The organism is Tepidibacter sp. Z1-5 (assembly GCF_037844525.1).
Classification (GTDB): domain Bacteria; phylum Bacillota; class Clostridia; order Peptostreptococcales; family Peptostreptococcaceae; genus Tepidibacter_A.
In genome coordinates this window covers 36,474-60,322 of the sequence record NZ_JBBMMD010000009.1, presented here as the reverse complement: position 1 = coordinate 60,322, position 23,849 = coordinate 36,474, and the positions used below count along the sequence as shown (strand labels likewise).

Here is a 23,849-nt window from a genome sequence, read left to right as displayed (position 1 = left end):
TAGGAATTCCTTAGGATCTATTATAAAAGCACCTCTATATGCAATTTATTGATTTAAATATTTAAAAATAGTATGATTTAATGTGGTAAAAAATTTAAAACATATAGTTAAAATAAGAGGTTACTAATAAAAATAATGGAGGTAATATATGAATATAGAAGAATTTTTAAATTTAAAAGTTGATATAAAAAAAGGAGAATCGTTTGTACATAGAAATTGTTATCTGTATGAATTAATAGAAAATACTATTATGGATTCTGTTAGTTCAGACATAAACAATTCTGTGTTTTCTAACATAGTCATAAGAGAGGCTGTTCATACATTTTCAGAATATAGAGAAGATGATTATCCTGAAGAAGATATTTTTACAAGGTATGGAGTTTTAATACAAGATAGATACGATTTAATAATATCCTTTTGCTATTTAGAGAATCAGTATAAGTATCTTAATATACTTAATGAATTGAGTGAGTTAAATGAGAGTGAAGCTATAACTATGTTTAATTATTACTTAGAAGAAACTTACAATAAATATAGTACTGTTTTAGTAATAGATTAATAATTAGTATATATCCCATTCTATAAAAACGATAAATGGTTAAATTCACATGTGAGGAAAAATATGTTATTATATACGTAGAATATAGTTTTCAAAAATATGTTTAATAGTTTCTAAAATGTGAAAATGAAGGGGATAATGTGAAAATGAAGGTTTTAAAAGATATATTTAAAAGTTTTAATAAGGAAAATATAAATATATTTATAAGAAGCTTTATAGACCCTAGTGTATATATACAAGCTTCAAATAAAACAAAAGAAGATTTAAAGTCATACTTGTACTTTACAATTTGTATAATTTTCTTTATGAATTATCTATTAAAAATAGGAAATGTAAATATTAATACCAATGTTACATTAGAATTAATATTTGAAGTTATAATTAATTTTTTATTAGCATTTTTATTTATTCCAATTTTTATTTGGATTAACTCTCTATTTATATATTGGGTTAAAAATAAAAATATAAATAGATATACATTTGAACAAATAGAAAATATGACTATGGTATCTACATTAGCACGATTTTTAGTCACTAATTTTATAATTAGAATATTTAACATTAACAATATGGGTATTTTTACAAGTTTAGCAATATTCCTTGTTATGTATATAGGATTTTTAAATATAATGATTATGATGTATCATAAAAATAACAGAATAGAGGAATTGTAAATTTAATAATAGAATAATTAAAATTATTAATAGTAAATATTGAATAAAAACGAGATATATCAAATACTATACAGTATTGTATTCAGATGAACTTATATGTATGGACGTATTTATATGAGCTATAAAGAAAATTGGATAAGGATATTGAAAGTGGATGCAAAAAGCTTTGAAGATGATTTAAAAAAATAGTTATACAGTTTAGGCTGTGGCATAAGTGCCATGGCTTTTTTCTATTTAAAACGGTTAACCAAGGTTACTTTTATAATATCTAAATTTATCTAGAAATTTGAAATAACTTGTAAATCTTATTCCCTCAATATAAAATGAATAATCATAATCATTTTACAAAAAGGAGGAAATTATGAAAGATACTGAACTTAAAAAAATACAAGATACGGTAATCAAATATGCCAATACAATATCTACTATTATAAATGTAGATGTTGAAATAGTTGACAATAATTTGTATAGAATAGCTGGAACTGGTATATATAAAGATAAAATCAACCAAGATATGTCTAATGAAGGTTCTATATACAAACATGTATTAAAGACCAGTGAACCATATGTAATAAAAAATCCTAAAAAACATGAATTTTGCCAAGAATGTAGAGATAAATTAAGTTGCATAGAAACAATGTTAATATGTAAGCCTATAAAGCTGAATGAAGAAATAATAGGAGTGATAGGTCTTGTTTGTTATAAAGAAAAGCAAAAACAACTTTTAAGTGAAAATTTGGATTCGTATTTAGAATTTTTAGATAGGATAAGTGAATTCATAAGTATGAAGGCCTATGAAGATCTAGAACATGAAAAAAAACAATCTATGATAAATCTATTGAATCAAATAATAGATAGTGTTGACAAGGGAGTGGTAGTATTAAATAAAGATGACATTATAACAGATATGAATTCAAGTGCTATAAATCAATTGAAACTAAATCAATATGATAATGTAAAAGTCAAACTTTCTGTTATAAAAGAAAATATATCCGGTGAAGAAGAATATAAATTAACTGTAAAGGATAAAAGTATATATCTTATAGGAAAATTAATACCTGTATTTCCACATATACATTCATGTGATAAAATACTAATATTTAGCAAAATAAAGAAAGCTAATAATTCTAAAAACAAGCTTCAGGTAGCTCCTAACTTAATAAATATAGACAATATACTAGGTAATTCAACTTCTATAATGAAGATAAAGGAAAAAATTAAAAAAATATCTAATTCTAGCTCGACTGTACTTATTACAGGTGAAAGTGGAACGGGTAAAGAGCTTATAGCAAGAGCTGTTCATTCTGAAAGTAGTAGATGGGATAAGCCATTTGTTGCAATAAACTGTGGTGCTATACCAGATAATTTATTAGAAAGTGAATTGTTTGGATATATAAGGGGAGCTTTTACAGGAGCAGATCCTAACGGGAAAATAGGTAAATTTGAACTTGCAAATAAAGGAACTATATTTTTAGATGAAATAGGAGATATGCCTCTATTTCTTCAAGTAAAAATACTTAGGATCTTACAAGAGAGAACTCTTGTAAGAATAGGATCTAATCATCTTATAGAGTTGGATATTAGAGTAATAGCTGCTACTAATAAAGATTTAAAAAAGTTAATAGAAGAAAAAAGTTTTAGAGAAGACTTATATTATAGATTAAATATAATACCGTTAGAAATTCCTTCTCTTAGAGAACGAGATGATGATATTGAAATTATTATGATGAATATTATAAATAAGTTCAATAAACTATTTTCAAAACAGGTTGAGAGTGTAGACTATAAGACTAAAAAACTTTTAAAAAATTACAGCTGGCCTGGCAATGTAAGGGAACTTGAAAATGTAGTTGAATTTATGATGAATATGGCAGATGAAAATAAAATTATAATGCCACACATGCTACCTAAATATATAAAAGAACCTCAAGAAAAAATTATCATGAGCGAAATATCAAATGAAAAAATACTTCCTTTAAAGGAAATTGAGAAAAAATATATACTTAAAGCTTTAGAAGAATATGGAGATGATACTAGGGGAAAAACATTAGTTGCAAAGAAGCTTGGGATAGGCATGACTACGTTATATAGAAAGTTAAAGGAAGAATAAATAGAAATTTTCAAAATGAAAATTAAAAAATATACATAAAATAGTTGAAAAATAGTCGAAAATGTAGAAAAACAATCTTAAATAGATGGAAATTTTCAAAATGAAAATTATTTTTTCCAAAATGAAAAGAATGAAAACTTATTTTGTTAAAAAAATACTTACAAAAATAGGTTTTTATTCTTTTTTTTTCTTTTATATCGTTTAAAATACTGTAAATTCCAATGTTTAAGAGTTCTCAGATAAAAAAAATTATTGGAAAATGTTTTCTTGGCATGGGAGTTGCTTATATATATTGGTGTGAAAAATAAAAAATTAACATGGAGGTAAATGGTATGGATCAAAAAATAAAATATACTAAAAATGGGATGCTAGATCAAAAAAGATCTCTTGATTTTTTATGTGATGAAGAAATAAGAAAGGCTAAAAATTTTCACCAAAGTTTTCCTCAATATACAAAGACGCCTTTAGTTAAATTAGATAATTTAGCTAAAAACTTAAATGTAGGTGGAATATACATCAAGGATGAATCTTATAGATTTGGTCTTAATGCATTTAAGGTACTTGGGGGATCTTTTGCAATGGGTAAATATCTTGCTGGTAAGCTTAACAAAGATATATCAGAGCTTAGCTTTGAAAAGTTAACAGATGAAGAAACAAGAAAAGAATTAGGAGAAATAACTTATGTAACAGCTACTGATGGTAACCACGGTAGAGGAGTAGCTTGGACTGCAAATCAACTTAAGCAAAAATCAGTAGTATATATGCCAAAAGGATCTTCTTTAACTAGACTTGAAAATATAAGAAAAGAAGGTGCTGAAGCTAGTATAACTGATATGAACTATGATGATGCTGTACGTCTTGCATCTGAAAATGCTGATAAAAACGGATGGTTAGTAGTTCAAGATACAGCTTGGGAAGGATATGAAGAAATACCTACTTGGATTATGCAAGGATACGGAACAATGGCACTTGAAGCTTCAGAACAGCTTAAAGAATATGGAGTTGAAAGACCAACACATGTATTTGTTCAAGCAGGAGTTGGATCTTTAGCAGGAGCAGTTCAAGGATACTTTGCATCAGTATATAAAGAAGATTGCCCGATTACAGTTGTTGTAGAATCAGATTTAGCTGATTGCTTATACAAATCTGCTTTAGCAGGAGATGGAGAGCCAAGATTTGTGGGTGGAGATATGCAAACAATTATGGCTGGTCTTGCTTGTGGAGAGCCTAATACTATAGGATGGGAAGTTTTAAGATCTTATACTTCAATGTTCGTATCTTGTCCTGATTGGGTTGCTGCTAATGGAATGAGAGTATTAGGGAACCCACTTAGAGGGGATGAAAAGGTAGTATCTGGAGAGTCAGGTGCAGTTTCAGCAGGTTTAATACATGCAATAATGACAAGAGAAGATATGAAAGATTTAAAAGAGCAACTTAAGTTAGATGAAAACTCAAGAGTACTTTTATTCAGTACAGAAGGAGATACAGATCCTGATAAGTACAGAAGTATTGTGTGGGGTGGAGAGCATCAAAGCTTATAATATATAGAAGTTATATTGAAAGGGGATTTTAAAAATGGAAATAATGAATCAACAAAGAAAAGAAGAACTTACAAAAATTTGTCAAGATTTACTTCGTCAACAAAGTTACTCTGGAGAAGAGGGTAAAGTAGTTGAAGCTATAAAAGGTTGGTCTAAAGAATTAGGATTTGATGATTGTATAGTAGACGAGTATGGTAATATTATATGCCATATTAAAGGAAATAAACCAGGAAAGAAAATATTATTTGATGGACATATAGATACTGTTCCAGTACCAGATGATTCAAAATGGACTCAAGCGCCTTTTGGTGGAGAAATAGTAGATGGAAAAATTTATGGTCGTGGAGCTTCTGATATGAAGGGTGCTGTAAGTGCTATGTTAGCAGCTTGTTCATACTTTGCAAAGGATATGAATAAAGAGTTTGCTGGAGATCTTTATGTTGCAGGAGTAGTACATGAAGAAATATTTGAAGGTGTTTCAGCTAGAAAAATAAGTGATAATATAAAGCCTGATTATGTAGTAATAGGTGAGGCTTCAAGACTTAACCTTAAGATAGGTCAACGTGGACGTGGAGAAATAGTTATAGAAACTTTTGGAAAACCTGCTCACTCAGCTAACCCAGAAGAAGGTATAAATGCAGTTTATAAAATGTCAAAAGTTATAGATAAAGTACAAAATTTAAAACCAACAAATCATCCGGTATTAGGAGATGGAATATTAGTTTTAACTGATATTAAATCTTCTCCATATCCAGGAGCTTCAGTAGTTCCAGACTACTGTAAGGCTACTTTTGATAGAAGACTTTTAGTTGGAGAAACAAAAGAATCTGTACTTAAGCCAATCGAAGATTTATTAGAAGAAATGAGAAAAGAAGATTCAGAATTAAATGTTAAAGTTTCTTATGCTATAGGAGTAGAAAAATGTTATACAGGAGAGACAATCGAAGGAGAGAGATTCTTCCCAGGTTGGTTATATGATGAAAAAGATGAGTTTGTTCAAATCGCATACAAAGGGTTAAAAGAAGTAGGACTTGAACCTGAAGTTACTCAATACTCTTTCTGTACAAATGGTAGTCACTATGCAGGGGAAAAAGGAATAAAGACTATAGGATTTGGACCATCTCAAGAAAATCTTGCTCACACAATAGATGAATATATAGAAGAAGAACAATTATTCAATGGTGCATTAGGATACTACGGAATATTAAAATCTTTATATTTATAAGATGAACAAATCTACGAGCATTAAGAGTTTGTTTTTGAATTGATAATTCAAAATACAAGCTCTGAGCTTGTGGTAAAAATATGAATATATACGAAGGTGATTATAATGGGAATATTAATTAAGAATGGTTTAGTTGTAGATGGTACAGGAGAAAAGGGATTTAAGGCAGATATTCTTGTAGAAGGAGACAAAGTATCTAAAATATCAGAAGATATACAAGGTGATTTTGATCAGGTTTTAGATGTAGAGGGAATGGTTGTAAGTCCAGGGTTTATAGATACTCACAGTCATTCGGATCTTATAACTTTAGTAAATCCATACAATGAAATCAAAATACGTCAGGGAATCACTACTGAGGTTTTAGGTCAAGATGGAATATCTATGGCACCACTTCCTAAAGAATTTATAAGTCCTTGGAGAAAGAACATAGCTGGACTTGATGGAGACTCTGATGATATAGATTGGGAATATGAAACTACAGACAATTATCTAAAAATGATGGAAAAACAAGGAGTTGGATTAAACCAAACTTACTTAGTTCCTCATGGTAATGTCCGTATGGAAGCTATGGGACTTGAGAACAGACCTGCTACTAAAGAAGAAATTCAAAAAATGTGTGAAATAACAAGAAGAGAGATGGAAGCTGGAGCTTTAGGTCTTTCAACAGGTCTTATATACATACCGTGTGCCTATTCTTTAACAGAAGAATTAGTTGAAATGTGCAAGATTGTAGCTGAATTTGATGGAGCATTCGTAATACATCAAAGAAGTGAAGCTGATACTATTTTAGATTCTATGAAGGAAGTAATAGAAATAGGTAAAAAATCTGGAGTTAAAGTTCATTTCTCACACTTTAAAGTATGTGGCAAGAAAAACTGGAAGTACATAGATGATGTTTTAAAACTTTTAGATGAAGCTCAAGCTGAGGGTATAACAGTATCTTTTGATCAGTATCCGTATGTTGCAGGAAGTACTATGCTTGGAGTAATTCTTCCTCCTTGGGCACATGATGGAGGAACTGACAAGTTAATAGAAAGATTAGCAGATAAAGACCTTAGAGCTAAAATGGTTGAAGACATGAAAAATGGAATACCGGGATGGGATAATTTTGTAGACTTTGCTGGTATGGATAATATATTTGTAACTAGTGTTAAGACTAAAGAAAATGAAGATTTAATAGGTAAAAGCCTTACTCAAATAGGAGAAATAAGAGGAAAAGATGCATTCGAAGCTACTTTCGATCTATTATATCAAGAGGAAAATGCTGTTGGAATGGTAGACTTTTATGGTCTTGACGAACATGTAATCAAGTTCTTAACTAGACCTGAACAAAATGTTTGTACAGATGGACTTTTAACAGGTAAGCCTCACCCTAGAGCATATGGATCTTTCCCAAGAGTTTTAGGAAAGTATGTAAGAGAAGAAAAGGCTCTGTTATTAGAAGATGCTATATATAAGATGACAAACAAGCCTGCACAGGCTTTCAAAATTAAAGACAGAGGGCTTTTAAAAGAAGGAAAGTATGCAGATATAGTTATATTCAACCCTGAGACCGTTAAAGATACTGCAACGTATGTTGATCCTATTCAATATCCAGTAGGTATTGAGTATGTTTTAATAAACGGTAATGTAGTTGTGGATTCTGGAGAATATAAGAAAGTATTAGCTGGAAAAGTTATAAGAGGATAAGAGGGGGATAAGTGATGCTTTTAGTAGGTAACGGAAAAGTAATTACTCACAACAGCTCTATGCCATACATTGAAAATGGATGTGTGGCAATTGAGAAAAATATTATTGTGGATTTTGGAAATACGAGTGAATTAAAAGAAATATATAAGGATGCGGAGTTTATAGATGCAAAAGGTAAGGTGATAATGCCTGGTATGGTAAATACTCATATGCATATATATAGTTCTTTTGCAAGAGGAATGGCTCTTAAAGGAGAGCCTTCTCAAAATTTCATGGAAATACTTAACAATTTATGGTGGAAGATAGATAAAAAACTTACACTTGATGATGTAAGATACAGCGCTTTATCTACATATATAGATTGTATAAAAAATGGAACAACTACTGTATTTGATCATCACGCGAGTCAAGGAGCAGTAAGAGACAGTTTATTTACTATAGGAGAAGTGTCTAAAAAATTAGGAGTAAGAAGTTGTCTGTGTTACGAAATAACAGATAGAGATGGAATGGATGTAAGAGATGAAACTATAGAGGAAAATGTTAATTTTGTAACGCATACTAACAAAATTAACGATGATATGTTAAAGGGAATGTTTGGACTTCATGCTTCATTTACTCTTTCTGATGATACATTAAAGAAGGCTGCGGAAAAGGCTTCTAACTTAAATACAGGATTCCACGTACATACAGCTGAAGGAATAGATGATTTATATGATTCATTAAAGAAATACAATAAAAGAGTAGTTCAAAGATATATGGACTTTGGAATGCTCGGAGAAAAAACAATTGCAGTTCACTGTATTCATGTAAATAATGCAGAAATAGATATGTTAAAGGAAACAAATACAAGTGTTGTTCATAACCCAGAATCAAATATGGGAAATGCTGTTGGATGCTCACCTGTACTTGAAATTATGAAAAGGGGAGTAAGATTAGGACTTGGAACTGACGGATATACAAGTGATATGTTCGAATCTATGAAAGTTGGAAACATAATCCATAAGCACAATGTATGTAATCCAAGTGTAGCTTACGGAGAAATACCACAAATGTTATTTGACAACAATAGAGAAATATCATCAAAGTTCTTTGAAAAAAGTGTTGGAATAATAGAAAAAGGAGCATATGCAGACGTTATAGTAGTTGATTATAAAGCTCATACTCCTATGAATGAAGATAACTACAACAGCCATATATTATTTGGAATGTCAGGAAGAAGTGTTGATACTACAATAATAAATGGAAAAGTAGTTATGAAAGATAGAATCATATTAGGAATAGATGAAGATAAAATATATTCGAAATCTCAAGAACTAGCGACAAAGCTTTGGAATAAAATCTAATAAATTTTCTAGAGGGGGAAATAAAATGGATAACAAGACAAACAAAAACGTTATGCCTGTAGATGAGATACTTCCTATAGGACAGACAATAATACTTGCACTACAGCACGTACTTGCTATGTGTGCAGGTGCCATTGCAGTTCCAATTATAGTAGGAAATGCGGCAGGGTTATCTCAAGAGGAAATAATATTTCTTATAAATGCAGATTTATTTGTAGCTGGTATTGCTACTTTGATTCAATCATTAGGTGTTGGAAATTTTATAGGGGCTAAGATACCTATGGTAGAAGGAACCAGTTTTGCAACAGTGTCGGCTATGGTTGCAATTGCAGGAAATTATAATTCAGATCCACATGTTGCAATGTGTACAATATTTGGATCAGTACTTATTGCAGGTATATTTAGTTTTTCAATGGCACCATTTTTTAGTAAATTGTTAAGATTTTTCCCAAAAGTAGTTACTGGAACCGTTATAACTATAATAGGTATATCGCTTTTACCAGTAGCAGTTAGGTGGTCAGCAGGAAATAATATGTCTTCTCCTGATTTTGGAAGTCCTCAAAATGTTTTAATGGCATTTGGAGTTCTTGTTATGATTTTAATAATGAACAAATATTTAAAAGGTATATGGGGAAGTGTATCTATACTTTTAGGTATAGTATTTGGAACGATAATAGCTTCTATGATAGGAATGGCTGATTTCAGTAAAGTGGCAGCATCTAAGTTCATAAGCTTTAACACTCCTTTTTACTTTGGTATGCCAAGATTTGATATAACAGCAATAATTTCTTTATTGCTCGTAACATTAGTTATAATGACTGAGGCAACAGGAAATATAATAGCTATTCACGAGATGGTAGGAAAACCTTTGGATGACAAAAACTTAGCAAGAGGGCTTAGAACAGATGGATTTGCAACTATGATTGCATCAATGTTTAATACTTTTCCTCACACAGCATTTGCTCAAAACGTAGGACTTGTAAATTTAACAGGAATAAAGAGTAGATACGTTGTTGCAACATCTGGAGGTATATTATTTTTACTTGGTATATTCCCTAAAGTTGCTGCATTATTCGCATCAATACCGTATCCAGTTTTAGGTGGTGCAGGGTTTGCTATGTTTGGAATGGTAGCTTCAGGAGGAATAAAGAGTCTTGGTAGTGTTGAGTTTGATGGAAATAAAAATGGTATCATAGTCGCAGTAAGTATCGGTCTTGCGATGATTCCAGTTGCTGTACCAACTTTTTATCATGCATTCCCAAGCTGGGTAAATACTTTATTCCACAGTGGAATAACTACAGGAAGTTTATGTGCGATAGTCTTAAATATTTTCTTTAATGGAAGTAGTAAAGAAGAAAAAAAAGAGCAATTAGAAGTAGTATAACTTGAAATTTTTAAATAAGTGAATTAATTAAAATTTAAATAAAAAATAATTTATATAATCATATGGAGGTAATTATAATGGCTAAAATAAATATTGATCTTTGTGGAATGAAACTTGCGAATCCTATTATGCCTGCAGCAGGACCAAATGTTAAAGATGGAGAGATGTGTAAAAAATCTATAGAGGGTGGAGCAGGAGCTGTAGTTACAAAAACTATATCTTTATTACCAGCAGAGGTTCCTCGTCCTTGTATGGCAGAAATAAAAGGTGGATTCTTAAATACAGAGCTTTGGTCAGAGCTTTCAAAAGAACAATGGGTAGAAAAAGAGTATAAGATAGCTAAAGAAGCAGGAGCACCAATGATTATAAGTATGGGATATACGGAAGAGCAAATAAGAGAAGTTGCCCCGCTTGTAAAACCATTTGCAGATGCAGTTGAACTTTCAACACACTACGTTGGAACGGACGTAACACCGATAGTAAGAGCCTTAAAAGCTGCTAAAGAAGTTCTAGATGTACCTGTATTTATGAAGATGAGTCCACATACAGATATTCAAAAAATTGCAAAAGCAGTTGAAGAAGCTGGTGCAGATGGACTATTAATGATGAACTCATATGGACCTTGTATGGGAATAGATGTTAAAACAGGATATCCTATAATGGGAAGTCAAAAAGGATACGGATGGCTTTCAGGAGCGGCTATAAAACCTATAGCTGTAAGATGTATATATGATGTAGCACAAGTTGTTAATATTCCTATAATAGGAGTTGGAGGAGTAACAAATGGTCTTGATGCAGCAGAAATGATAATGGCAGGAGCATCAGCTGTTCAAGTGTGTACAGAAGCTATACTTAAAGGACCTGGAATATACGGAAAGATAGCTAAAGAGTTAAATGATTTCCTAGATGAGCACGGATATGATGATGTAGCTCAAATAAAAGGACTTACTCATAAAAAAATGGCTGATAGAAATTTCAGAACACACTCTATCCCAGCTTATGTAGACAATGACAAGTGTATATCTTGTGGGATATGTAAGAAACTATGTCCTTACGAAGCTATAACTATTGAAGATAAATTAGTAATAGATGAAGAAAAATGTTTTGGATGTGGACTTTGTGTATCTAAGTGTCCTAAGGGAGCTCTTGGAATATCATTCAAATAAAAAGGAGATTTTTTTAATGGGTGTAGTTATAAAAGGTGGAAAAATTATAACTGATACTGATTCATATTATGCCGATTTGAGAATAGAAAATGAAAAAATAGTCTCTATAGGAAGTAATCTAGAAATAGAAGGTGATGAGGTAGTTTCAGCTCAAGGCTGCTACCTTCTTCCTGGAGCAATAGACCCTCATACGCATTTTGATTTAGATGCAGGATCTACCGTTACAGCAGATGATTTTCGAAGTGGAAGTAAGGCGGCTTTAATTGGGGGAACTACAACTATAATAGACTTTGCAACTCAAAATAAAGGAGAAACGCTAAAAGAGGGTCTTAATAATTGGCATAAAAAAGCAGATCAAAAGTGTTATTGTGACTATGGATTTCATATGGCAATAACAGATTGGAATGAAAATGTATCTAGTGAAATGGAAGAAATGAAGGATTTAGGAGTTACATCTTATAAGATGTATATGGCATATAAGAATGTACTTCAAGTTAATGATTCAGAAATACTTGATGCACTAAATAAAAGTAAGGAAATAGGAGCTTTAATGAGTTTTCACTGTGAAAATGGAGATATAATAGATTTTTTAGTTAATAAAGCTAAAAATAATAATGAACTTTCTCCTAAATATCACGCTATTACAAGACCGGATGATGTAGAAGCTGAAGCAGTTTACAGGCTTATTAAATTAGCTAAAATGGCAGATGTACCTATATATATAGTTCATTTAAGCACAAAACGTGCTCTTGAGATTGTAACAACAGAAAGAAAAAATGGAGCAAAGATATATGTAGAAACATGTCCTCAATATCTTCTTTTGGATGAGAGTTGTTATGAAATGGATAAGGAAGATGATTTCAATGGAGCTAAATATGTAATGTCACCTCCTCTTAGAAAGAAAGAAGATCAAGAGTATTTGTGGAATGGTATAAAAAACAAGGATATAGATACAGTTGCAACTGATCATTGTTCTTTTAACTATAAAGGACAAAAAGATTTGGGTAGAAATGATTTTAGTAAAATACCTAATGGTTCTCCAGGAGTAGAGCATAGATTGTCACTTATGTATACTAATGGAGTATTAAAAGAAAGAATAACTTTAAACCAGATGGTAGATTTAATATCTACTAAACCTGCAAAATTATTTGGTATGTATCCCCAAAAGGGGACTATCTCAGTTGGAAGTGATGCTGATATAGTTATATTCAATCCTGATTATAAAGGTCAAATAAGTGCTAAATATCAAATTCAAAATGTGGACTACACTCCATATGAAGGTTTTGCTCAAATAGGAAGAGTGAGGGACGTATTTTTAAGAGGAAATAGAGTTGTTAAAGAATTCTTAATTTGCGATAAGTCTCTTTGTGGAAAATATATCCATAGGAAATAATGTACAAATGGGGGAGTCATAATGTATAGATTTATAGTTAACTCGAAGCAAATAGAAACCAGTGAAGATAAAAAACTTTTAGACTTTTTAAGAGACGACCTGAGACTTACATCTGTAAAAGATGGATGTTCAGAAGGAGCTTGTGGAACATGTATGGTTTTAGTAGATGGAAGAGCTATGAAGACTTGCGTTTTAAGAACTTCTAAAGCAGAAGGAAAGAACATTGTAACCGTAGAAGGACTTTCTGAAAGAGAAAGAGATGTATATGCTTGGGCATTTTCGGAAGCTGGAGCTGTTCAATGTGGATTTTGTATTCCGGGAATGGTTATAAGTGCAAAAGGGCTTTTAGATAAAAATTTAAATCCTACAAAAGAAGAAGTAAAAAAAGCACTCAATGGAAATATATGTAGATGTACAGGCTACGCTAAAATAGAAGAAGCTATATTAATGGTTGCAAAAATTCTTAGAGAAGATATAGAGGTACCTAAAGTTGAGTGTAAGGGATTAGTTGGTCAAAATATGCATAGAGTAGATGCTAAGGATAAGACTTTAGGAACTGGTGAATACGTAGGAGATTTATATATAGATGGAATGCTTTATGGATCCGCTCTTAGAACTAAATATCCTAGAGCATTAGTTAAAAGCATAGACATTTCAAAAGCTGTAAATTATCCAGGAGTTGAACGTATTGTTTTAGCAAAAGATATACCTGGAAAAAGAAACTTAGGACATATAATACAAGATTGGCCTGCGTTAATAGCTGAAGGAGAAGAAACAAGATATATAGGAGATTCTGTTGCATTGGTTGCTGCTACTTCTAAAAAAGCCTTAAAAGAAGCTCTTGAGTTAATCGAAGTTGAGTATGAAGAGTTAACTCCTATTACAAGCCCAGAGATGGCTATGAAAGAGGACGCTCCAAAAATTCATCCAAATGGAAATATATTAAAGAAAGAAGTTTTATCAAGAGGAAATGTTGATGAAATTATAGCTAATTCAAAATATATTGTAACTAAGAAGTACTCTACACCTTTTACAGAACATGCATTCTTAGAACCTGAAAGTGCTTTATCTATGCCTGATGGAGATGGAGTTATAATATATACAGGATCCCAAGGTATATATGATGAGCAACATGAAGTTTCAGATCTTTTAGGACTTGAAGCAGAAAAGGTAAGAGTTATAAGTAAATATGTTGGTGGTGGATTTGGTGGAAAAGAAGATATGAGTGTTCAACATCATGCTGCACTACTTGCATATTTAACTAAAAAACCTGTGAAAGTAACTTTAACAAGACAAGAAAGTATAAACATACACCCAAAGAGACATGCAACTGAGATGGAGTTTACTACTGCTTGTGATGAAAATGGAAAGTTAACAGCTATGAAAGCTACTATAATAGCTGATACAGGAGCTTATGCATCTTTAGGTGGACCTGTATTACAAAGACTATGTACTCATGCAGCAGGACCATATAACTACCAAAATACTCATGTAGAAGGAACTGCTGTTTATACGAATAATCCTCCAGCAGGAGCATTTAGAGGATTTGGAGTTACTCAATCTGCATTTGCGACAGAGTGTAACTTGAATTTACTTGCTGAAATGGTTGGAATATCTCCGTGGGAAATAAGATATAAAAATGCAATACTTCCAGGTCAAGTACTTGCGAATGGACAAATAGCTGATGAGACAACCGCTCTTAAGGAAACTTTAGAAGCAGTTAAAGAAGAATATGACAAGCATGAATATGTAGGAGTATCTTGTGCATTTAAAAACAGTGGTATAGGAGTTGGACTTCCTGATGTTGGAAGGTGTATACTAAGTGTAATAGATGGCAGGGTTCATATAAGAACTAGTGCTGCTTGTATAGGTCAAGGTATGGGTACTGTGACTACTCAAGTGGTATGTGAAACTACTAGTTTAACACCTGATGTAATAATAGTAGATTCTCCTGATACAGCTAAGACTCCAAATTCAGGTACAACTACAGCTTCAAGACAAACGGTATTTACTGGAGAGGCTACTAAATTAGCAGCCATCAAGCTTAAGGAAACACTAAGTAGTAAGTCTCTTGATGAACTTAATGGAGAAGATTTCTATGCTGAATATTCTGGAATAACAGATCCTATGGGATCAGATAAGCCAAATCCAAAGAGTCACATAGCTTACGGATATGCAACTCAAGTTGTTGTTTTAGATGAAAAAGGAAATGTAACTAAGGTTTTAGCAGCTCACGATGTAGGAAAGGCTATAAATCCTAAAAACGTAGAAGGACAAATAGAAGGTGGAGTAGTAATGGGACTTGGATATGCCCTTACAGAAAATTTCATACTTGAAAATGGAATTCCTAAATCTAAATTTGGGACACTTGGATTATTCAGAGCACCAAAGGTTCCTGAAATACAGCCAATAGTTATAGAAAATAGCAAGGAAAACCTTGCTTATGGAGCAAAAGGAGTAGGAGAGATAGTTGTAATACCAACAGCACCGGCTGTACAAGGGGCTTATTATAAATTAGATGGTAAGTTTAGAACTAAGTTGCCATTAGAAAACACTGCTTATAAAAAATAGGATAATATGAAGTTAATAGATTTTTTAGAAATAGAAAATTCAAAATGTAATATGATAAGCATAGTAGGTGGAGGTGGAAAAACCTCCACCTTACTTAAGCTTTCAAAAGAATTAAAAAAGTTACAAAAAAGTGTCTTGATAACTACAACTACTAAAATGTATATTCCTACTGAAGATGACTATGATGTACATATTTGTAGTGATAAATACTACGAATATATGGAAAACATAGATGAAAAAAATAGAGTGTTATTGAGCAGCTCGATTGCAAATGAAAATAAGATATTAGGTGTTTCAAAACAGACTTTAGATGATATATATATAAAACAGATATATGATTTCATAATAATTGAAGCTGATGGTGCAAAAAGAAAACCTATTAAGGCATCTAATGATACAGAACCACAAATTCCTATATATACTGACTTTGTAATTGGTGTTATAGGGATTGATTGTTTTAATAAAAAAATAACGGAAGATATTGTTCATAGAATTGATATATTCAATGAAATTACTAATACTTCAAAATATGATATTGTAGATGAAAATGTTATTGTAAAGCTTGTAAAAGATAAAAAAGGAATTTTTAAGAATTCAGAAAATGCAAAAAAAATTTTAATACTTAATAAATGTGATACGAAACAAGATTTTATAAATACTAAGAAAATAATAGATAAGATAAAAGAGAATATGGATGATATAAAGATAGTTGTTTCAAAACTAAATGAAGAAAAAGATTATATAATTGGGAGTTGGTAGCGTGATATGCGGAATAATCCTGGCCTCTGGATTTTCAAGGAGGTTTGGCAAGGATAAACTAATTCAAGAAATAGATGGAGAAAAGATCATAGAAAAGGTTTTGAAACAAGCTAAGAATTCAAACTTGAAAGAATTGATACTGGTATGTAGAAATTATTATATCAAGGATATATGTGATAAATACGAAATCAAGAGCGTGTATAATATAAATGCCCTTGATGGTCAAAGTAGTTCTATAAAAAAAGGTATATCCTCAAGTGAACAATATTGTGATGGATTTATGTTTTTAATGGGAGATCAACCGTTTTTAAAATCGGAACATATAAATAGACTGATTGATGAATTTAGAAATAATAACTCAACGAAAATAATCGTTCCAAGGTACTCGGGAGTAAAAGGAAGTCCTGTGATATTTCCGAGGTATTTGAAGGAATGTTTAGTAAATATAAATGGAGATATAGGTGGTAAAGAAGTTATAAATAAAAATCTAGAAAAAGTGTGTTTTGTGGACTTTGAAGAAGTTATAGTGGGAAAAGATATAGATACTTTAGAAGAATTAACACAAATAAAGGGTGATTATTATGAATGATATAGTTATAATAAGAAGTGGTGGGGACATAGCAAGTGGAATAGCTCATAGACTGTATAAGTGTGGATTTAAAGTTATAATACTTGAAATACAAAACCCGTTGCTTATAAGAAGGAGTATATCCTTTGCAGATAGTATAAATAAAGGTAAAAAAGAAGTCGAAGGAGTAGTAGCAAAGCACATAAAAAGATATGATGAAATAGATGGAATATGGAAAAATAGAGAGATACCGGTAATTATTGATGAAGACTGTACTATACTAAATTATATAAAACCCCTAGCGGTAGTGGATGCTATATTAGCTAAGAAAAATACGGGAACTCATATAGATATGGCACCAATAACAATAGGCGTTGGTCCTGGATTTGAAGCAGGCGTTGATGTTAACTTAGTTGTAGAAACTAATAGAGGACAGACTTTAGGTCAAGTTATACATAGTGGAAAAGCTGAAGAAAATACTGGAATACCTGGAAATATAATAGGATATACAACTGAAAGAGTTATTAAAGCTCCTTGCGATGGAGTTTTAACTATAAAAGAAGATATAGGAAGTATGGTAAATCAAGGAGATATTGTATGTTATGTAGGTAATAAACCTGTTAAAACTGTAATTTCAGGCATTGTAAGAGGAATGATAGCAGATAAGACCAATGTTTTCAAAGGTCTTAAAATAGCAGATGTTGATCCAAGAGGAAAAGTTGAGTATTGCGATATTATATCGGATAAAGCAAGAGCAGTAGGTGGAGGAGTAGTAGAAGCTATAATGCATATGAAAAATAGAGTATGGGGGGATGAATTATAATGGATGATATTATATTCGATTTTATTTCTAAGGAGATTAAAAGCAATAAAACAGTAGCAATGGCTTTAATAACAAAAGCTAGTGGATCGATACCTGCAAAAGAAGGAAGTATATTACTAGTATTTGAAGATGGAAGTATATCTGGAACAGTAGGTGGAGGAGTTTTGGAAAATGAAGTTATAAAAGAATGTAAAAAATCACTTCGAACACATGAAAATAATTTATATACATATAGCTTAGCAGCAGGTGAAGACTTAGGGGCTCAATGCGGAGGAAAAGCAGAGATATTTATAAAGATCTTTAGACCTAAGGAAAAAATTATCATAGCTGGTGGAGGCCATATAGGATTAAAGCTTTATGAAATATCAAAAACTTTAGGTTTACATACGGTTATTATAGATGATAGAGAAGAATTTGTGAGTAAGGACAGATTTCCTCAAGCACAAGAGCTAATATGTGGTAATATATATGAAGGGCTTAAAAACTATGATATAAATCAAAATACATATGTAGTTATAGTTACTAGAGGACATGAGTATGATGAAGATGCATTAAGAGCTGTTATAGATAAAAATCCAGGATATATTGGTATGATTGGAAGTAAGAAAAAGGTTAAGTATACATTTGATAATTTAAGACAAGATGGTGTGGATGAAGAATTTATTCAAAGAGTATATGCACCTATTGGTCTTGATATTAATGGTAATTCTCCAGCTGAAATAGCTCTTAATATAATGACTCAAATACAGTTGATAAAAAAAGGTGGAACTTTGAATCATAAAAAGGATGTAAAATAATAAGAAGCATAGATAAAGATATAAGCATTATTAAAAAAGGCTAAGAAGTAGAAACTATAAATTAAAGGGGATGTTAAAAAATGAATTTTAAGAAGTTTTTTTCTTTTATGTTGGTTTTGTTGCTTGGATTTTCATTAATAGGTTGCAGTCAAACTACTACCGAAAAAAAATTAGATATTATGGTCAATGCAGGACTTAAAAAACCTATGGGGGAACTTGTTGAGAAGTATCAAAATGAAAAAGGTGTTATAATAAATGTAAGTTATGGAGCATCCGGAAGTCTTTATTCTCAAATACACACAGGACAACCTTGTGACATATTCTTTTCAGCAAATTATAAATACATAGATAAGCTTGATAAAGAAGATAAAAGGTTAAAAATGGGAAAAAATATATTTAAAGAAAAATTAGTATTGGTTGTATCAAAGGATGCAAAAGATAAAATTAAGTCAATACAAGATATAACTAAGGAAGATGTTACTTTAGCTATAACAGATAAAAATGCTCCAGTTGGAGTATATTCTGAAACAGCACTTAAAAATCTTGGAATGATGGATAAATTAAATGAACAAGAAAGTATCAAAGCTAGACCGTCTAATGTTGCAAATTCAGCTATGCTTATAAAAGAAAATCAAGTAGATGCAACTCTTTTATATAAGAGTACTGCTGTTATGAATGATTTAAGTATAGTTGATGAAATTGATAATTCATATTCTGGAGATATAGTATTTGGAGTGGGACTTTTAAGTGAAGAAAATGAAGAATTATCTAAAGATTTTCTGTCGTATTTAGAAGCTAATTATGATATGTTTGAAAAATACGGATTGGAATTTATAAAGTAGATGAAAAAAGATTATATAAAAATATTTTTTATTCCATTCATGCTTTTTTTTATACTTTTCCCAATATTTATGCTAATTATTAATATAGATATGAATGGTATAAGTAAAATTTTAAAAGACCAATACTTTTTATATAGTATAACAAATACATTAATTGCTGGAATGGTAGCATCTACTATATCTATAATTTTTGCTTTGGGATTTGGATATTATCATCTGTTTTTTAAAGATACATTTTATTATAAATTAATAAATGTAATAAACGAATTACCTGTTGTATTGCCTCACACTGTAGCTGGGCTTGCTTTATTATTGGCATTTGGAAGAAATACAATGGGATTTATAAGTAATACAGGACTTGCTTTTTCGTTTGGGGCTTTAGTTATAGGTATGGTGTTCGTATCTTATCCATTTGCAGCTAGAGCATTATCTTCATCGATAGGTCTTATAGATGAAAATATTATAAATGTAGCTAGAACCTTAGGTGATTCACCTCAGGAAGTATATTTTAAGATTGTTATTCCTCATATAAAAAAATCTTTAATTTCTGCGTTTTTATTATCATTTTCAAGAACAATAAGCGAATTTGCTGTTTTGATGATATTTGCAGGAAATATACCTAGAAAAACTCAAGTTATATCTTCTTATGTTTTTACAAAAATTGAGGAAGGTGAGATTGAGTTGGCTATAACTGCTAGTGTATTTTCATTGATATTTTCTTTAATATTGATATGTTTGATGAATGTTATCGAAGGGAGAAGTAAGAAAAATGCTTGAGATAAAGAATTTAAAAAAAACATATAATAATAAAATTGTTCTAGATGATATAAGTATAAATTTAGAGAGTGGAATTAATGTTATAGTAGGGCTTAATGGAACAGGAAAATCTACTTTATTGAAGAGTATATCTGGAATAATAAAGGTTGATAGTGGAAAAATAATATTAAAAGGAAGGGATATAACCGACCTTCCTCCAGAAAAAAGAAATATAGGTTATGTTCCTCAGCAACCGTATTTATTTTCTCATATGAGTATAAGAGATAATATTATGTATGGTTTAAAGAAAAAATCTAAAATACCTAATGAGATAAAAGAAGCTATAGAATTTTTGGAAATGGAAAAGTATCTTGATTTAAAGCCTAGTGAGTTAAGTGGGGGTTATAGAAGTAGAACTTCACTTCTTAGAGCTTTAGCTATAAAGCCTGAGCTTATGATTTTAGATGAACCTACAAGTTCTTTAGATATATATTCAAAGCAGACTTTAATACCTTATTTTAAAAGTATCTTAAAGAAATTTAACATACCTGCGATATATGTAACTCATGATCCTTGGGAAGGTAAGGAAATTGGTGATAACTTCATATTCTTAAGTAAAGGAAAACTTATAAAGACTAATTCTTCGGATGAGGCTTTTTGTAGAATGAAAAAATATTTGGCATAGAAAAAAGGGCTTTTAGTAAGCCCTTTTTTAAATGAATTCAATATTACTAGAATTGTCATTTACCATATTTCTTATCCATTTGAATGATTTAAATCTTCTTCGTATAAATATAAACTTAGTTATCTCTTCAAATGCAGTAAATGCAACAACTAAATACACAGGTAGATAAAACACAAATGCTGCGATAAAAGCTAGAGGTATTCCTATAAACCAAAGAGTGATTCCTTGAAGGATAGATCCATAAGTTGTATCTCCCCCACCTCTAAGTATTCCAACTATCATAATGAAGTTATAAACTTTAATAACCATTAGTATTGAATATACATAAAGTATATAGGTTGAATATATTTTAACCTCGTTTGATACATTGAAGAAAGAAACTATAGGCTTTGCAGCTATAAAAAGAACTATACCTATAAATAAAGAAATAAGTACAGACAGCTTAGCTATTTTCTTTGATGATTCTATAGCCACATCTTCTCTATTAGCTCCTATTTCATTTCCTATTACAACAACAGTTGCATAACCAAGACCGAAACTAACTATCATGAATAAATTCATTATAGTTGAACATATTTGCATAGAAGCTGCTGCTTTTGTGCTTATTCTCGCGTATATTGCAATATATGTTACGTTACCGAGTCCCCAGCAAGCTTCGTTTAGCACTATTGGGATAGTCACAGATGATAAAACTTTTTTTAGATTATCAGATAATCCACTAAAATCTTTAAGTCCAATTTTTAAGACACTATTTTTAGAGTATAAATTGAATACAATAACTGTGCATTCACAAGTTCTTGCTATAAGTGTAGCTATTGCAGCACCTTCTGTTTTAAGTTCTGGCATTCCAAGTTTACCAAATATCAATATATAGTTTAAAACAGCATTTACTATAAGGCCTACTAAACTTGCAAACATAGGTAGTTTGGTATTGTTAACACTTCTAAGAGCAGATGCAAATGTAAAAGATATTCCTGTAAATATATAGCTTAATACTGTTATTTTAAGGTATCTACTACCTATATTTATAACTGATGCATCTTTGTTAAATATCGCCATTATATTTTGTGGAATTGCAATACCTATAATTAAAAAAGCTAGTGATATTATTACACTTACAGATAAGCATTTAGTTAATACTTTTTTTATATTATCAGTATCATTTTTTCCCCATAGCTGAGCTATTAAAACACCACAACCACCACTGATACCCAAGGCAAATAAAGAAAATAGAAAGTAGTATTGATTTGCTATACCAACAGATGCAAGCTCAACTTCTCCTATTTTACCTATCATCATAGTATCTAGCATATTAAGTGATGATGTTATTAAGTTTTGAAGTATTATCGGTATAGTTATAATGAATAAATTCTTATAAAATTGTTTATCCTTTTTTAAATCACTTAAAGTATTAAATATCATTTATAATCTCTCCTTTCAAATAAAAAAACCCCCACTTCGAGTTTTTTTGAAGTGGGGGTTTCAACACTTTTACATAGTTATATTTTACTATATTAATAATAAATACATAAATAGGTTTTGTCAATAAGAATTTTGATGAATTATTTAGAATATATTTAAGTAAAGAGGTGATTAAATGCATAATAATATGGATGGTAAGTTTATTAGAGATTGCATTCATGGAGATATATTTCTTAGTAATAAATTTTTAAAAATAATAGATACTTCTGAATTTCAAAGGCTTAGAAGGATTCGTCAACTGGCTATAGTTAATTTATTATTTCCATGTGCTGAACACACTAGATTTTCTCATTCTTTAGGTACATTTCATATTATGGGTCGGATTATAAAACATTTTGAAAAAGAATTTAAAAATATAAATATGAGTATTGATAGTAGGGACAAAGAAGTAGCATTAGCTGCGGCTTTACTTCATGATATAGGTCATGGACCATTCTCTCATACATTTGAGGAAATATGTTCAAATAAAACCATGAATCACGAGATCTGGACAATTAAAATAATAACAGATGAAAGTACAGACTTAAATAAAGTATTAGTGGAAAATTTTGATCAAGATTTTCCAAAAGATGTAGCAAGTCTTATAAATAAATCTTCGTATAAACAAAATTATTGTGATAAAGAGATAGATTTAAGCTTCATACTATCTTCTTTAGTGAGTAGTCAAATAGATGCAGATAGAATGGATTACATACTAAGAGATTCTGTTCATACTGGTGTTAGCTACGGTAATATAGATATATCTAGGATAATAAAATCTATGACTATAAAAAATATTAAAGATAAATATTTTTTATGTGTATATGAAAAATACATACCAGATATAGAGTCATATCTTTTATCAAGATATCAGATGCATAAGGGCGTATACAACCATAGTTTTAAGTGTGAAATGGAAGGGGTAATAAAAAAGATATTTTTTAGAATGAAAGAGTTGTTTAAATGTAATGATTTAAATAAATATATGATTCCAAAGGGCATAATACCTATACTTACAGATAGGGAATATACATTAGATGAATATACATCAATTGATGATTCTACTTTATTATATCTATTTAGTGAACTTAGAAACAGTAATGATTTAATACTGTCTAAATTATGCAAATGTGTTGTAGATAGAAATAAATTTGAGCAATTAAATGATATTGAAAACATGGATTTATATAAATCAAAACTAATAAGTGATTTGAAAAAAATAGGATATGAAGTTGAAGATTTGAAAAAAGAGTATTTTTGGTTAGAGGTTTCAAAAAATTACAAAGCATATGAAATTAAGAAAGACAATATATTTGTGTATGATAATAGACGGAATATAAAAGATTTGAGTGAGGCTTCTAATATAATATCTCAAAGTGTATGTGAAGAAAAAACTGATATTTTCATAAATAAAGATATATTAAATGATTTAATAGAAAGTAACGAATTGAAGTTGAAAAATGTATAAATTTTATATTTAAAGGATATAGTGTAGATATTAAT

General features: G+C 30.4%; 20 protein-coding genes. 19 read left to right on the top strand and 1 reads right to left on the bottom strand.

Annotated features, from left to right (window positions below; genetic code table 11):
• Positions 1-148: 148 nt before the first annotated feature.
• The 18 genes from WJW32_RS02260 (at position 149) to WJW32_RS02175 (ending at position 20,885) form a co-directional block, all read left to right on the top strand.
• Positions 149-559: a hypothetical protein gene (locus WJW32_RS02260; protein ID WP_340254358.1), complete on the top strand. Its 411-nt coding sequence runs from the start codon at positions 149-151 to the stop codon at positions 557-559.
• A 146-nt stretch (positions 560-705) separates the two neighbouring features.
• Positions 706-1,233, top strand: a complete 528-nt coding sequence (locus WJW32_RS02255) for a hypothetical protein (protein ID WP_340254355.1) — start codon at positions 706-708, stop codon at positions 1,231-1,233.
• 361 nt (positions 1,234-1,594) lie between these two features.
• Positions 1,595-3,343 (top strand): sigma 54-interacting transcriptional regulator, encoded by a 1,749-nt coding sequence (locus WJW32_RS02250; RefSeq protein ID WP_340254352.1) that lies wholly within the window; start codon positions 1,595-1,597, stop codon positions 3,341-3,343.
• Positions 3,344-3,675: 332 nt separating this feature from the next.
• On the top strand, positions 3,676-4,884 hold the full coding sequence (gene dpaL, locus WJW32_RS02245) for a diaminopropionate ammonia-lyase (RefSeq protein WP_340254349.1): 1,209 nt from the start codon (positions 3,676-3,678) through the stop codon (positions 4,882-4,884).
• Between the two features lie 34 nt (positions 4,885-4,918).
• Entirely contained in the window at positions 4,919-6,109 is a 1,191-nt protein-coding gene (locus WJW32_RS02240; RefSeq protein ID WP_340254347.1) for a YgeY family selenium metabolism-linked hydrolase, read from the top strand.
• 105 nt (positions 6,110-6,214) lie between these two features.
• Entirely contained in the window at positions 6,215-7,798 is a 1,584-nt protein-coding gene (locus WJW32_RS02235; RefSeq protein WP_340254344.1) for an N-acyl-D-amino-acid deacylase family protein, read from the top strand.
• Positions 7,799-7,812: 14 nt separating this feature from the next.
• A complete protein-coding gene (gene ssnA, locus WJW32_RS02230) occupies positions 7,813-9,141 on the top strand; it encodes a putative aminohydrolase SsnA (protein WP_340254341.1) in 1,329 nt (442 codons plus the stop codon).
• A 25-nt stretch (positions 9,142-9,166) separates the two neighbouring features.
• Complete coding sequence (locus WJW32_RS02225) at positions 9,167-10,525, top strand: nucleobase:cation symporter-2 family protein (RefSeq protein WP_340254338.1); 1,359 nt, start codon at positions 9,167-9,169, stop codon at positions 10,523-10,525.
• A gap of 77 nt (positions 10,526-10,602) precedes the next feature.
• On the top strand, positions 10,603-11,691 hold the full coding sequence (locus tag WJW32_RS02220; protein ID WP_340254335.1) for a 4Fe-4S binding protein: 1,089 nt from the start codon (positions 10,603-10,605) through the stop codon (positions 11,689-11,691).
• A gap of 16 nt (positions 11,692-11,707) precedes the next feature.
• Positions 11,708-13,084 carry a dihydropyrimidinase gene (gene hydA / locus WJW32_RS02215; RefSeq protein WP_340254332.1) on the top strand — a complete coding sequence of 459 codons (1,377 nt, stop codon included), beginning with the start codon at positions 11,708-11,710 and terminating at the stop codon, positions 13,082-13,084.
• Between the two features lie 21 nt (positions 13,085-13,105).
• On the top strand, positions 13,106-15,655 hold the full coding sequence (gene xdh / locus WJW32_RS02210; RefSeq protein WP_340254329.1) for a selenium-dependent xanthine dehydrogenase: 2,550 nt from the start codon (positions 13,106-13,108) through the stop codon (positions 15,653-15,655).
• Between the two features lie 6 nt (positions 15,656-15,661).
• A complete protein-coding gene (gene yqeC, locus WJW32_RS02205; protein WP_340254326.1) occupies positions 15,662-16,414 on the top strand; it encodes a selenium cofactor biosynthesis protein YqeC in 753 nt (250 codons plus the stop codon).
• A gap of 1 nt (position 16,415) precedes the next feature.
• Complete coding sequence (locus WJW32_RS02200; protein WP_340254323.1) at positions 16,416-17,003, top strand: nucleotidyltransferase family protein; 588 nt, start codon at positions 16,416-16,418, stop codon at positions 17,001-17,003.
• Entirely contained in the window at positions 16,996-17,805 is an 810-nt protein-coding gene (gene yqeB / locus WJW32_RS02195; protein ID WP_340254321.1) for a selenium-dependent molybdenum cofactor biosynthesis protein YqeB, read from the top strand. Before WJW32_RS02200 ends, yqeB begins: the two co-directional genes overlap by 8 nt.
• Entirely contained in the window at positions 17,805-18,602 is a 798-nt protein-coding gene (locus WJW32_RS02190) for an XdhC family protein (protein WP_340254319.1), read from the top strand. Before yqeB ends, WJW32_RS02190 begins: the two co-directional genes overlap by 1 nt.
• 80 nt (positions 18,603-18,682) lie before the next feature.
• Positions 18,683-19,444 (top strand): molybdate ABC transporter substrate-binding protein, encoded by a 762-nt coding sequence (gene modA / locus WJW32_RS02185; protein WP_340254317.1) that lies wholly within the window; start codon positions 18,683-18,685, stop codon positions 19,442-19,444.
• The gene (locus WJW32_RS02180; RefSeq protein ID WP_340254314.1) at positions 19,445-20,221 is read left to right on the top strand and encodes an ABC transporter permease; all 777 of its coding nucleotides are present in this window, start codon (positions 19,445-19,447) and stop codon (positions 20,219-20,221) included.
• Positions 20,214-20,885 (top strand): ATP-binding cassette domain-containing protein, encoded by a 672-nt coding sequence (locus tag WJW32_RS02175; RefSeq protein WP_340254311.1) that lies wholly within the window; start codon positions 20,214-20,216, stop codon positions 20,883-20,885. The genes WJW32_RS02180 and WJW32_RS02175 overlap by 8 nt, the downstream gene beginning before the upstream one ends.
• A gap of 27 nt (positions 20,886-20,912) precedes the next feature.
• Here the strand turns inward: WJW32_RS02175 and WJW32_RS02170 are convergent, their stop codons facing one another.
• A complete protein-coding gene (locus WJW32_RS02170; protein WP_340254309.1) occupies positions 20,913-22,307 on the bottom strand; it encodes an MATE family efflux transporter in 1,395 nt (464 codons plus the stop codon).
• Between the two features lie 175 nt (positions 22,308-22,482).
• On the opposite strand from WJW32_RS02170, the gene WJW32_RS02165 reads away from it, so the two are divergent.
• Entirely contained in the window at positions 22,483-23,814 is a 1,332-nt protein-coding gene (locus tag WJW32_RS02165) for an HD domain-containing protein (RefSeq protein WP_340254306.1), read from the top strand.
• Positions 23,815-23,849: the final 35 nt, after the last annotated feature.

Bases quoted from the DNA above. Each gene is read 5' to 3' on its own strand.
- yqeB (WP_340254321.1), top strand. From the start codon at position 16,996: ATGAATGATATAGTTATAATAAGAAGTGGTGGGGACATAGCAAGTGGA.
- WJW32_RS02260 (WP_340254358.1), top strand. From the start codon at position 149: ATGAATATAGAAGAATTTTTAAATTTAAAAGTTGATATAAAAAAAGGA.
- WJW32_RS02190 (WP_340254319.1), top strand. From the start codon at position 17,805: ATGGATGATATTATATTCGATTTTATTTCTAAGGAGATTAAAAGCAAT.
- WJW32_RS02220 (WP_340254335.1), top strand. From the start codon at position 10,603: ATGGCTAAAATAAATATTGATCTTTGTGGAATGAAACTTGCGAATCCT.
- dpaL (WP_340254349.1), top strand. From the start codon at position 3,676: ATGGATCAAAAAATAAAATATACTAAAAATGGGATGCTAGATCAAAAA.
- yqeC (WP_340254326.1), top strand. From the start codon at position 15,662: ATGAAGTTAATAGATTTTTTAGAAATAGAAAATTCAAAATGTAATATG.
- modA (WP_340254317.1), top strand. From the start codon at position 18,683: ATGAATTTTAAGAAGTTTTTTTCTTTTATGTTGGTTTTGTTGCTTGGA.
- hydA (WP_340254332.1), top strand. From the start codon at position 11,708: ATGGGTGTAGTTATAAAAGGTGGAAAAATTATAACTGATACTGATTCA.
- WJW32_RS02255 (WP_340254355.1), top strand. From the start codon at position 706: ATGAAGGTTTTAAAAGATATATTTAAAAGTTTTAATAAGGAAAATATA.
- WJW32_RS02240 (WP_340254347.1), top strand. From the start codon at position 4,919: ATGGAAATAATGAATCAACAAAGAAAAGAAGAACTTACAAAAATTTGT.
- WJW32_RS02250 (WP_340254352.1), top strand. From the start codon at position 1,595: ATGAAAGATACTGAACTTAAAAAAATACAAGATACGGTAATCAAATAT.
- WJW32_RS02225 (WP_340254338.1), top strand. From the start codon at position 9,167: ATGGATAACAAGACAAACAAAAACGTTATGCCTGTAGATGAGATACTT.
- WJW32_RS02165 (WP_340254306.1), top strand. From the start codon at position 22,483: ATGCATAATAATATGGATGGTAAGTTTATTAGAGATTGCATTCATGGA.
- WJW32_RS02235 (WP_340254344.1), top strand. From the start codon at position 6,215: ATGGGAATATTAATTAAGAATGGTTTAGTTGTAGATGGTACAGGAGAA.
- xdh (WP_340254329.1), top strand. From the start codon at position 13,106: ATGTATAGATTTATAGTTAACTCGAAGCAAATAGAAACCAGTGAAGAT.
- ssnA (WP_340254341.1), top strand. From the start codon at position 7,813: ATGCTTTTAGTAGGTAACGGAAAAGTAATTACTCACAACAGCTCTATG.
- WJW32_RS02180 (WP_340254314.1), top strand. From the start codon at position 19,445: ATGAAAAAAGATTATATAAAAATATTTTTTATTCCATTCATGCTTTTT.
- WJW32_RS02175 (WP_340254311.1), top strand. From the start codon at position 20,214: ATGCTTGAGATAAAGAATTTAAAAAAAACATATAATAATAAAATTGTT.
- WJW32_RS02170 (WP_340254309.1), bottom strand. From the start codon at position 22,307: ATGATATTTAATACTTTAAGTGATTTAAAAAAGGATAAACAATTTTAT.